General features: G+C 68.1%; 7 protein-coding genes. 1 reads left to right on the top strand and 6 read right to left on the bottom strand.

Annotated elements, in window-relative coordinates; translation table 11 throughout:
- The 6 genes from C5O27_RS18875 to C5O27_RS18850 form a co-directional block, all read right to left on the bottom strand.
- Complete coding sequence (locus tag C5O27_RS18875) at nt 1-426, bottom strand: DUF7144 family membrane protein (protein ID WP_006359229.1); 426 nt, start codon at nt 424-426, stop codon at nt 1-3.
- A gap of 194 nt (nt 427-620) precedes the next feature.
- Nucleotides 621-3,395, bottom strand: a complete 2,775-nt coding sequence (locus C5O27_RS18870; RefSeq protein WP_127963381.1) for a molybdopterin-dependent oxidoreductase — start codon at nt 3,393-3,395, stop codon at nt 621-623.
- 4 nt (nt 3,396-3,399) lie between these two features.
- Nucleotides 3,400-4,212 carry an FAD binding domain-containing protein gene (locus C5O27_RS18865; RefSeq protein WP_006359231.1) on the bottom strand — a complete coding sequence of 271 codons (813 nt, stop codon included), beginning with the start codon at nt 4,210-4,212 and terminating at the stop codon, nt 3,400-3,402.
- Nucleotides 4,212-5,567 (bottom strand): 8-oxoguanine deaminase, encoded by a 1,356-nt coding sequence (locus C5O27_RS18860; protein ID WP_006359232.1) that lies wholly within the window; start codon nt 5,565-5,567, stop codon nt 4,212-4,214. Before C5O27_RS18860 ends, C5O27_RS18865 begins: the two co-directional genes overlap by 1 nt.
- Before the next feature lie 87 nt (nt 5,568-5,654).
- On the bottom strand, nt 5,655-7,157 hold the full coding sequence (locus tag C5O27_RS18855) for an MFS transporter (RefSeq protein WP_006359233.1): 1,503 nt from the start codon (nt 7,155-7,157) through the stop codon (nt 5,655-5,657).
- Between the two features lie 119 nt (nt 7,158-7,276).
- Nucleotides 7,277-8,077, bottom strand: a complete 801-nt coding sequence (locus tag C5O27_RS18850) for an SGNH/GDSL hydrolase family protein (protein WP_006359234.1) — start codon at nt 8,075-8,077, stop codon at nt 7,277-7,279.
- 423 nt (nt 8,078-8,500) lie between these two features.
- Here C5O27_RS18850 and C5O27_RS18845 point away from each other — a divergent pair, with 423 nt between their 5' ends.
- The gene (locus C5O27_RS18845; protein WP_127963380.1) at nt 8,501-11,890 is read left to right on the top strand and encodes a pyruvate carboxylase; all 3,390 of its coding nucleotides are present in this window, start codon (nt 8,501-8,503) and stop codon (nt 11,888-11,890) included.
- Nucleotides 11,891-11,965 lie beyond the last annotated feature (75 nt).

Raw genomic sequence — 11,965 nt, 5'->3', positions numbered from 1 at the left:
TCAGTACTCGGCCCGGGGGTTCCAGGTCGATACGGCCCAGATGACGACCACGTCGAGCGCGATGATCAGGATCGACCACCACGGGTAGTACGGCAGCCACAGGAAGTTGGCGATGATGGACAGGCCGGCGATGACGATGGCGGTGAACCGGGCCCAACCCGCCCCGCTGACGAGTCCGGCACCGACGATGATCGCGATGGCTCCGAGCACGATGTGAATCCAGCCCCACGTCGTGAAGTCGAACTTGTAGACGTATTCGACCCCGCGGACGAAGACCTCGTCTTCGGCTACCGCGGCGATTCCCTGGGCGAGTTGGACGACTCCGACGACGATCAGGATGATCGCCGCGCCGATGGACGTCCCGGCGGCGATTCCCTGCTTGGCAGACAGGGTTCCGCGCTCTTCTCCGGGTGCAGTATGTGTCATGACGCCCTCCTCTGGACAGTGGATAGTGAGGAGTGTGCGACTCTGACAGGTGAATTCGCAGGATTTCCGGCGAACTGTTCGATATCTGGTCCCGAATTGGACTCTGAAACGAAACAACTTGGGCGCCAAGTTGTTAGGGATGGAAACAATTGTTTACCGACTATTTGTCGGATGTTTGGCACGCCTTTACGTCGCTACCTTCTCGACGGCTCAGGGTGCGTGAGCCGCCAGATCCGGTCTCGTGACATCGGCGTCTCATAGGGGCGGACGCCGAGGGCGCGCCGGACGGCATTGGCCAGCGCGGGAGCTACAGGATTGAAGGGTGACTCCGACATCGACTTCGCGCCGAAAGGGCCGAGTTGATCGGCGGTTTCGGCGAAGTAGACCTCGGTGAACGGGATGTCCGCCATCTGGGGGACACGATAGGTGCGGAACACCTTGGTCACGGGGGATCCGTTGTCGAGCATGATCTCCTCGAAGAGGGCCGCGCCGATACCCTGTGCCACACCGCCTTCCACCTGTCCCCGGCACTGCTCGGGATTCATCACGGTCCCGGCGTCGGACGCGTGGACCGACTGCAGGATCGCGACGGCGCCGGTCTCGGTGTCCACCGCCACCCGGAAGGCCTGCACATCGAAAGCGATGGAACGCATCTCGCCCCGTTCCTCGCCGGTCGCCACGGCCCGCGGGCCGTCCGGGAACAGCACGCGGTGACTGTCGTCGACCGCGTCGATCAGGTGGCGAAAACCGACCAGCCGATCGCCGGCGACGGCTCCGTCCGGGCCCAATTCGACCTGGTCGGGATCAGCGCCGGTAAGGCGGCTCGCGGCCTCGACGAGAATGCTGCGGAGCGCGAGACCCGCGCTGTACACGGCCTTTCCGGCGACGGTGGTGCCCGCGGAGGCGAATGCGCCGGTGTCATGTGGCACGGCGTCGGTGTCCCCGTGCCACAACGTGACACGCTCCGGCGCGGTAGACAGCGCGCTCGCGACGATCTGCGTGTGGACCGTCGTGGTGCCGTTGCCGAACTCGCAGGTGCCCACGCCGACGTGATAGGTGCCGGCGGAGTCGACGGCCACCGTGACGTCGGCGAAATGGCCGCGCGGGGCCATCGTGGCGATCGCGGAGATAGCCATTCCCTCACCGACCCGCCATCGCGGGGCGGGCGGGAGGACGGCGCCGTTGCCCCGGCGCATCGCGGACTCGGCGAGGTCGAGGCACTGGTCGAGACCATAACTGCCGTACACCAGATCGATCTCGGGGTCGGGGCGGGCGATGAGGAGCGGATCGCCGTCGGCGACGGCATTGCGTCGCCGGAGTTCGAAGGGGTCGATACCGAGACGGACCGCGAGCTCGTCCATCGCCGACTCGACCGCGAAGATCACCTGTCCGAGGCCATAACCTCGGAAGGCACCCGACGGCGGGTTGTTGGTGTAGACGACCTCGGCGTCGATCCTCTTCACCGGGCAGTTGTACACCGAGACAGACTCGGCGCAGGCATGGAACATCACGCCGATCGCGTGGTTGCCGTACGCGCCGGTGTCCGAGAGAACGTCGACCCGGAGGGCGGTGAGCAGACCGTCGTCGTCGGCGCCGAGATCCACGGTCACCCGCATCGGGTGGCGGTAGGTTGTCCGCGTCATCTCGTCGGTGCGGGTCATCTCGTAGACGCAGGGGCGACCGGTACGCAGGGTGGCGACGGCGGCGAGATCCTCGGTCAGCATCTCCTGTTTGCCGCCGAAACCGCCGCCGACGCGGCCGCTGAACACCCGGACCTTCTCAGGCGGCAGCTCGAGAAGCCGGGCGAGTTCGTCGCGCACCAGGAAGGGGACCTGCGTGCTCGTGCGGACGACCAGACGTCCGGTGGCATCGGTCCAGGCGATCGAACCGTGGGTTTCCAACTGTGCGTGGGTGACCCGTCCGGTGCGCCACGTTCCGTGCACGGTCGTCGGCGCCGCGGCGAGCGCCTCGTCGACGTCGCCGCCGAAGCCCTCGTGGAAGGCGGCGACGAGGTTGCGTTCGGTATCCATCACCCGGTCTTCGGCGGTGCGGTCGGGGTGGATGACCGGAGCCCCGGGAGCGCGTGCCTCCTCGGGGTCGAAGACCGCGGGCAGTTCCTCGTAGTCGACGCGGATCAGCGCGGCGGCCTGTTCCGCGATTCCCGGTGTCGCCGCGACGACGGCCGCGACGCGCTGCCCGACGAAACGCACGATGCGATCGAAGACGAGGGTGTCGTCCGGGTCTTCGAGCCGGTTCTGGTGGCGCCCCGTGGAAAACCTTGGCGTCGAGACATTCTCGTGGGTGAGGATCGCCTCCACGCCGGGGAGGGCGGACGCGTCGCTCGTGTCGATCGACAGGATTCGTGCATGCGCGTGCGGCGAACCGAGTACGTGGATGTGCAGTGCGCCGTCGACGGGGACGTCGAAGGTGTACGCCTCGGTGCCGGTCACGACGCGTCGGGCCGCGGGCGGGCACACCGAAGTGCCGACGCCCGTGCCGCTGTCCTCGGCCCCGACTCCGTCCGGGTGGGGCGGAGCGGGTGCCACGGCGTTGCCGATCGCGTCCCTGATCGAGCGGTACCCGGTGCAGCGGCAGATGTTCCCCTTCATCCGCCGCGGCAGATCGGGGAGGTCGTCCGGGGTGAGGGTCGAGGCGGTGACGATCATGCCTGCGGTGCAGAACCCGCACTGGAAGCCGAAGTTGTCGACGAAGGACTGCTGTACCGGGTGCAGATCGTCTGGGGTGCCCAGGCCGGCGACCGTGGTCACCGACTTCCCGGCGATGCGCTGTGCGGGGAAGATGCAGGAGTGCACGGGTTGCCCGTCGACGAGGACCGAACACGCACCGCAATCGCCTGCGTCGCAACCCTTCTTCACCTCGAAGTGGGCGTGCCGGCGCAGGAGCATCCGAAGGCATTGTCCCGCAGCCGGTTCGGCGTCGATCTTCTCGCCGTTGACCTCGAACTCCATCGTTCTATCCCGTCTCGTCGAGCTCGACGCGGATCTCCTCGGCGAGAACCGCCGACACCCCGCGACGCCAGTCTGCCGACCCGAGCGGATCGGTGTAGTAGCCGGGGGCGGTGACGATGTCGTGACGCAACCGGTCCGCAGCCGGCGGATGGGGGTACCGCAGTACCGTGGGCCACTCGGTGGCGGCCGTGATCCCGTACACCGTGGTGCCGTCAGGATCGATGCGGCCGGTCACGACCGAGCCGGAGCGGCCGAGATCGACGAGAGCGATCTTGCGGAACCCGGTGACGGCGGCGAGCGCGTGCGCGGGGAAGTCGACCGCGCGCAGGACCTCACCCGGGCCGAGGACGTTGATGCCGTTGCCGATCACGAGATCGGCGACCGGGATGTCGCGATCGGCGCCCTCGGGATGCCAGATGTCTGCCGTCGCGTCGAGCGCGACGCCGAGGGAGACCATCGACGCCGCCGCGAAGGACCGACAGATGTTGCCGCCGACCGTGGCCATGTTCCAGATCTTGAACGACGCGAGAAGGGCGTTCGCGCACTGGGCGAACAGTGGATGGGCGCGGAAACCCGGGCGCGGTGGCAGTGCGACCAGTTCGGCGATGGTGCAGGTGGCGCCGATGCGGAGGCCGCCGTCGGGCAGGTCTTCGACCGATTGCCAACCCATTTCGCTGAGGTCGACGAGACCGGTGGTGGCCGGCTGGGGTTCGGAGAAGACCCATGTGCCGCCGGCGACCAGTTGTTCGCCGGGTGCCGGGAACACCTCGTCGCGAGAACGCGCGAATCGGTACTGGGTGACGGCGGTGAGATCCATCAGCGTGCCTTGTCGAGCAGGCGGCGGTGCTGCGTCGCTACGGCGGTGGTCATCTGTTCGGTGTCGATGGTGAGCACGTCACCGTCGGCGACCACCTGTCGGCCCTGTACCCACGACGCCTTGATCGGTGGGATCGCTCCCAGGACCAGGGCGGCCACCGGATCGTCGATGTCGCAGTGAGCGACGGTGGACAGATCCCACAGTACGAGGTCGGCGAGCTTCCCGGGTTCGATCGATCCGATCTCGTCCTCCCGGCCCAGCACCCGCGCACCCCCGCGGGTCGCGAGTTCGAGAGCGGTGCGGGTGGTCAGCGCAGTCGGGCCGCCGCGCGCGCGGGCCATGAGGACGGCCTGATGCGCCTCCTCGAGCAGTCGTGCGGACTCGTTCGACGCCGCCCCGTCGACCCCGAGTCCGACCGGCACCCCGGCGTCGACGAGATCCCGGGTGCGACAGATCCCGTTGCCCAGACGGGCATTCGAGGTGGGGCAGTGGGCGACGCCGGTCGAGGTGGCGGCCAGGCGAGCGATCGCCGCGTCGTCGAACTCCACCCCGTGCGCGAACCAGACGTCCGGGCCGACCCACCCGACCGACTCCATGTACTCCAGCGGCGTCGAACCGAAATGTTCTGCGCAGTAGGTGTTCTCGTCGACGGACTCGGCGAGGTGCGTGTGCATGCGGACGCCGAGTTCGCGGGCGAGGATCGCTGATTCGCGAAGTAGGTCGGTGGTGACGGAGAAAGGCGAACACGGCGCGAGCGCGATCCGCAGCATCGAGTCGCGGGACGGATCGTGCCACCGCGCAACGGCATCGGCACTGGCGGACAGGATCTCGTCGATCGTCTGGACCACGGTGTCCGGTGGCAGTCCGCCGTCCTTCTCCGACAGGTCCATCGATCCGCGGGTGGGATGGAAACGCAGCCCGATCTCGCCGGCGGCGGCGATCTCGGCCCCGAGTAGATCGCCACCCTCGGGCGGGAACACATAGTGGTGGTCGGTGGTGGTCGTACATCCCGACAGCGCGAGTTGGGTCAGCCCGCCCAGGGCGGCGGCATGCAGGGCCTCTTCGTCGATCCCGGCCCAGATCGGGTAGAGCGTGGTGAGCCACTGGAACAGCGTGTGATCGGCCGCCAGCCCCCGCGTGATCCACTGGTAGAGGTGATGATGCGTGTTCACCAGCCCCGGCGTGAGGACGCATCCGCGGCCGTCGACACGGATGGCATCGCCGGCGTCGATCGGCTCGGTGGACACCGCGACGATCGTCGAACCCTCGATGAGCACCGACGCGCGGGGCAGCTCCCGACGCTGCGCGTCGACGGTGAGGACGGAGGCGTTCTCGATGAGCGTCGCTGAGGGCACGGCGTCACGCTACGTGGATCGGACGGCCCGCGCATCTCGATGTGCCGGTCGTTGCAGACGGGTGGCCGCGATCGGCGAGGTCCGGTGTCACACCTGGGTTTCGGTGAGTCCGCGCCGCGCCGGGATGGCCAGTGCGACCACCGTGGCGACCACGCAGGTGGCCAGCGCGATACCGGCGGCCCACAGGTAGCCGTCGCTCGCCGGAACCGCGATCGTCGAACCACCGGGGCCGGCGACGGCGATCATCGACCACGTCAGGAGCATGCCGACGACCGCGGATGCGGTGGAGGTGCCGATGATCCGCATCAGGGCGTTGACACCGTTCGACTCGCCGGTCTGCTCGACGCTCACCGACTGCATGATGAGTGCGGGCATCGCGGAGTAGGCGATGCCCAGGCCGGCGCCGATGCAGCAGGCGATGACCAGCATGTGGATCCAGGTGAGCGACCAGGGGCCGGTCAGGCCCACGATGAAGACGATGTAGCCGACGCCGATGATGACGCCGCCGAGCGCGAGGGAGATCCGCGCGCCGAAGATGGCGTTGATCCGCCCGCTGATGTGCGAGAACACGAACATCACCAGACCGCTCGGCGCGAGGATCAGGCTCGCGTGGACCATGTCGTAGCCGAAACCGTTGGGGCTGTTGGTCGGCGCCATGAGCAACTGGATCGGGATGAGCTGCATCGCGTAGAAGGCGAAGCCGGTGGCGATCGAGGCCAGGTTGGTGAGGAGTAGAGGGCGCTCGCCGAGGATTCGGAGATCGATCAGCGGGTTGGCTCGCCGGAGTTCGACGAATCCCCAGACGCCGAGCAGTACGACGAAACCGGCGAAGCAACCGAGGGTCAGCGGATCGCCCCAGCCCCACACCGCGCCCTTCGACAGCGGCAGCAGGAGGCAGATCAATACGCCGGTCAGCCCGATCGCGCCGAGGAAGTCGAAGCGCCCGCCCGACGAGGGCGTCGTCGACGGGACGGTGAGAGCGACGCCCACCGCCGCGAGGGTCGACGCCGCCGCACAGGACCAGAACAGGGCGTGCCAGCTGACGTGCTGGGCGATCGCCGCGGCGAACGGCAGACCGAGGGCGCCGCCGATGCCGAGGGAGGCGCTCATCGTGCCGACGGCCGAGCCGAGGTAGCGCGCCGGGACGATGTCGCGCATGACGCTGATCCCCAGGGCCACGATGCCGAACCCGAGGCCCTGGAGTCCGCGGCCGAGGATGAAGACCGGGAGCGAGGTGGCGAGCGCACAGGCGATGGAGCCGAGCGCGACGAACCCGAGGCTGCCCAGGATGGCGAGCCGTTTGCCGTACATGTCGCCGATCCGGCCGCCGATCGGGGTGGCGACGGCCCCCACCAGCAGGGTGATGGTGATGGCCCAGGTGGTGTTGGACGCGTCGGCCTTCAGCAGGGTCGGCAGCTGGGGGATGAGCGGGACGATGATCGTCTGCATCAGGGCGACGACGATGCCGGCCAGGCAGAGCACCGCGACCGCCGCACGGGGATGGGTGTGCTCGTCGGCCGCCACCGCGGAGGTGTCGGGGTGCGGCTTCTCCTCGCCCTGCGATCCGTTCGTCTCGGTCCTGCTCGTCACTCGTTCATCCGGCCCGTCGTACTCATGTGTGGTTCACACCTCCGAACGGCCAGAGTATCCCGGCGTCCTCGGGAGAGAACGTTTGCGTCCCTTCCCGGGACCTTCGGGGCGTAGCGGTTTCAGCGGGCGAGCAGATCCGCGCCGGACACCAATTCGGGCCAGCGGGGCGTCACGCCGTCACCGGAGGAGATGCCGCGCACCCTCCGCATGATCCACGGCCCGAGGAAGGTGCGCGCCCACTCGGCGTTCTGTCGACGCTGTTCGCGACGGGTCAGCTCGGCGGCGGCCTCGAGTTCGACGGGGGTGATGTCGTGCTCCACACCGAGCAGATCGAGGACCTCGGCGGCCATGCGGGTGTGGCCCAGAGGAGACATGTGCAGGCGGTCGGTGTCCCACATGCGGAAATCGTCGTAACCCTTGAGTCGCCAGTAATCGAAGACGACGACGCCGTGCCGTTCGGCGACCTCACGGAGCAATTCGTTGTAGATGGCGATGCGGCCGCGCAGCTTGCGGAACACCGGTGCCCAGCCGGTGTCGTAGGCGGTGAAGACCACGACCGTGGCGCCGGTGGCGACCAGTTTGCCGAGTGCGGCGTCGTAGCGGTCGAGCAGCGCGTCGAGGTCGATCGACGGGCGCATGATGTCGTTGCCGCCGGCGTAGAGGGTGACGAGGTCGGGGTTCATCGCGACCGCCTTGTCGAGCTGCTCGGCGATCACGGCGTCGAGCAGGCGGCCGCGGATCGCGAGATTCGCGTAGGCGAAGTCCGCGTTCTGTGCGGCGAGCTGTTCGGCGACCCGATCGGCCCAGCCGCGCAGACCGTTGGGCCGGGTCGGGTCCGTGTCACCGACGCCCTCGGTGAACGAATCCCCGAGCGCGACGAAGCGTGTGAAGCCCACGGTGTTGACCTCCCGGTCTGTCATGACGAATCCGGGGTCGACGCTAGTTGTGGCGGGCCCGCCGGGCCAAAGCCTGCGGCGTGGGTCACTGCCGCGCCGGACGGGCAGCTCGGCTCGGATTGCGGAAATCGGACCGATTAATTCGCAATCCGGATTCCGGTGCGAGCGAATTTCGACAGAGCGATCGGTCGGTATTCGACCGTATTTCGCGCTGGTGATCTCTCACCTTGCCCACCTGCGGTGAGAGTGTTTCACAACGCCCGCGCAATCTGTTCCGGTTACCTTGTCCGGCAGCCTGTTTCGGTTCGATTCGGGGAGGTCGTGGGGGGTGCTCGGGGTGGGTTGCGGCGTGAGTAGGATCACGTGATGTACTTCATTGGTCCGCCAAGTGAACGGGCCGGCGACAATTCGACGAAAATGCCGCTGCGGGAGAAAAGGGAACACCCGATGTTCGACAAGGTTCTGGTTGCCAACCGAGGTGAGATCGCGATCCGTGCGTTCCGCGCCGCCTACGAGTTGGGGGCGCGCACGGTCGCGGTGTACCCGTACGAGGATCGCAACTCGGTGCATCGCCTGAAGGCCGACGAGTCGTATCAGATCGGTCTGCCGGGCCACCCCGTGCGCGCATACCTGTCGGTCGAGGAAGTGGTGTCCGCAGCGGTGCGTTGCGGCGCCGACGCGATCTACCCCGGCTACGGTTTCCTGTCGGAGAACCAGGGCCTCGCCGCCGCCTGTGCCGAGGCCGGGATCACCTTCGTCGGGCCAAGCGCGGACATCCTGGAGATGACCGGCAACAAGGCCACCGCGGTGGCCGCGGCCAAGGCCGCGGGAATTCCCGTGCTGGCGAGTTCGGAGCCGTCGTCGGATCTCGACGAACTGCTCGCCGCCGCCGAGGACATGCACTTCCCGGTGTTCGTGAAGGCCGTCGCCGGCGGTGGCGGACGCGGTATGCGTCGCGTCGACGACCGTGCCGACCTCGCCGAGTCGATCGCCGCCGCATCGCGTGAGGCGGAGTCGGCGTTCGGCGACGCGACGGTGTTCCTCGAGCAGGCCGTGGTCAACCCGCGCCACATCGAGGTACAGATCCTCGCCGACACCCACGGCAACGTCATCCACCTGTACGAGCGCGACTGCAGCCTGCAGCGTCGTCACCAGAAGGTCATCGAGCTCGCGCCGGCCCCCAACCTCTCGGACGAGCTGCGGGAGAAGATCTGTGCCGACGCGGTGGCCTTCGCCCGCCACATCGGTTACACCTGCGCGGGCACCGTCGAGTTCCTCCTCGACGAGCAGGGACGCCACGTGTTCATCGAGATGAACCCGCGCATCCAGGTCGAGCACACCGTCACCGAGGAGATCACCGACGTCGACCTGGTGAGCTCGCAGCTGCGCATCGCGGCGGGGGAGTCCCTCGACGATCTCGGTCTGTCGCAGGAGTCCATCCGTATCCGCGGTGCCGCGCTGCAGTGCCGCATCACCACCGAGGACCCGTCGAACGGCTTCCGCCCCGACGTGGGTCGGATCACCGCCTACCGCAGCCCGGGCGGCGCGGGTGTCCGCCTCGACGGCGGCGCCAACCTCGGTGCCGAGGTGAGCGGTCACTTCGACTCGATGCTGGTCAAACTGACCTGTCGCGGACGGGATTTCCCGACCGCGGTGCGTCGTGCCCGGCGCGCGGTCGCCGAGTTCCGCATCCGCGGTGTGGCGACCAACATCCCGTTCCTGCAGGCCGTGCTCGACGATCCGGACTTCCGTGCCGGTCGGGTCACCACCTCGTTCATCGACGAGCGCCCGGGTCTGCTGACCCAGCGCGTGTCGGCCGACCGCGGTACCAAGATCCTGTCGTACCTGGCCGACGTGACGGTCAACAAGCCGCACGGTGAGCGGCCGACCACGGTGTACCCGCGGGACAAGCTGCCCACCGTCGAGCGCGCCGTGCTCGCGTCGCCGAAAGACGGTTCGCGGCAGCGTCTTCTGCAGCTCGGACCGGAAGGATTCGCCCGCGATCTGCGGGAGAACCCGCGTCTGGGCATCACCGACACCACCTTCCGTGACGCACACCAGTCGCTGCTCGCGACCCGCGTGCGCACCACCGGTCTGGTCAACGTCGCGCCCTACGTCGCGGCGCTGACGCCGGAACTGCTGTCGGTGGAGTGCTGGGGCGGCGCGACCTACGATGTGGCGCTGCGCTTCCTGAAGGAGGATCCGTGGGATCGCCTGGCGCAGTTGCGCGAGGCGATGCCGAACATCTGTCTGCAGATGCTGCTGCGCGGCGCCAACACCGTCGGGTACACGCCGTACCCGACCAAGGTCACCACGGCCTTCGTCGAGGAGGCCACCGACGTCGGTATCGACATCTTCCGGATCTTCGACGCGCTCAACAACATCGACGCGATGCGTCCGGCGATCGACGCGGTCCGTGAGACGGGGTCCGCGGTGGCCGAGGTGGCGATGAGCTACACCGGTGACCTGTCGTCGCCGTCGGAGGATCTGTACACCCTCGACTACTATCTGCGTCTGGCCGAGCAGATCGTCTCCGCGGGCGCTCACGTGCTGGCCATCAAGGACATGGCCGGTCTGTTGCGTGCGCCGGCGGCGACCAAGCTGGTCTCGGCGCTGCGCAAGAATTTCGACCTGCCGATCCATGTTCACACCCATGACACCCCGGGTGGTCAGCTGGCCACCTACATGGCTGCCTGGCAGGCCGGTGCGGACGCGGTGGACGGTGCGAGTGCCGCGCTGGCCGGTACGACCAGTCAGCCGCCGCTGTCGGCGATCGTCGCGGCGACCGCGAACACCGACCGCGACAGCGGCATCGACCTGGCCCGCGTCTGCGACCTCGAGCCGTACTGGGAGGCGCTGCGAAAGGTGTACGCGCCGTTCGAGTCCGGGCTCCCGGCCCCGACCGGTCGGGTGTACTCGCACGAGATCCCCGGCGGTCAGCTGTCGAACCTGCGTCAGCAGGCCATCTCGCTGGGATTGGGCAACCGCTTCGAGGCCGTCGAGCAGGCCTACGCCGCCGCCGACTCGATGCTGGGTCGTCTGGTCAAGGTGACACCGTCGTCGAAGGTCGTCGGTGACCTGGCGCTGGCGCTGGTGGGTCGCGGGATCACCGCGTCGGACTTCGCCGCCGACCCGGGCTCCTACGATATTCCCGATTCGGTGATCGGGTTCCTGCGTGGCGAACTCGGCGACCCGCCCGGTGGCTGGCCGGAGCCGCTGCGCAGCCTCGCGCTCGAGGGTCGGGCGCCGGCACCGGAGGTCAAGCAGCTGACCGCCGATGACGAGGCGCTCCTGGACAAGCCGGGCCGCGATCGCCAGGTGCGTCTCAATCACCTGCTGTTCCCCGGCCCCGCCAAGGAGTTCGAGGAGCACTACGAGACCTACGGCGACACCTCGCGGTTGTCGGCGAACCAGTTCTTCTACGGTCTGCGCTATGGCGAGGAGCATCGGGTCAACCTCGAGCCCGGGGTTGAGCTGATGATCGGTCTCGAGGCCATCAGCGAGCCCGACGAGAAGGGCATGCGCACCGTGATGTGCGTGCTCAACGGTCAGCTCCGTCCGATCGCGGTCCGCGACCACAGCATCGACTCCGCGGTCGCCAGCGCAGAGAAGGCCGACCGTGCCAACCCGAAGCACGTCGGGGCGCCGTTCGCCGGTGTCGTGTCCCTGTCGGTCGACGTGGGTGACGAGGTCGCCGTCGGCGCGACCATCGGCACCATCGAGGCGATGAAGATGGAGGCCGCCATCACCGCACCCGTCGGCGGCAAGGTCACGCGCGTCGCGATCGGCCCGGTCACCCAGGTGTCGCCGGGTGATCTGCTCATCGAGATCAGCTGACCTGCACCCCATCCGGGTTTCGCTCAACGGCTCCGTTCCCGCTCACCCGATTCGGGTGAGCGGGAACGGAACTCG

This window comes from Gordonia alkanivorans, assembly GCF_004011905.1.
GTDB classification, from domain to species: Bacteria; Actinomycetota; Actinomycetes; order Mycobacteriales; family Mycobacteriaceae; genus Gordonia; species Gordonia alkanivorans.
The sequence above is the reverse complement of the archived record's forward strand: the minus strand, read 5'-3'. Positions and strand labels throughout refer to the sequence as shown.

Coding starts and splice junctions, on each gene's coding strand:
- C5O27_RS18875 (WP_006359229.1), bottom strand. CDS start 426: ATGACACATACTGCACCCGGAGAAGAGCGCGGAACCCTGTCTGCCAAG.
- C5O27_RS18870 (WP_127963381.1), bottom strand. CDS start 3,395: ATGGAGTTCGAGGTCAACGGCGAGAAGATCGACGCCGAACCGGCTGCG.
- C5O27_RS18865 (WP_006359231.1), bottom strand. CDS start 4,212: ATGGATCTCACCGCCGTCACCCAGTACCGATTCGCGCGTTCTCGCGAC.
- C5O27_RS18850 (WP_006359234.1), bottom strand. CDS start 8,077: ATGACAGACCGGGAGGTCAACACCGTGGGCTTCACACGCTTCGTCGCG.
- C5O27_RS18845 (WP_127963380.1), top strand. CDS start 8,501: ATGTTCGACAAGGTTCTGGTTGCCAACCGAGGTGAGATCGCGATCCGT.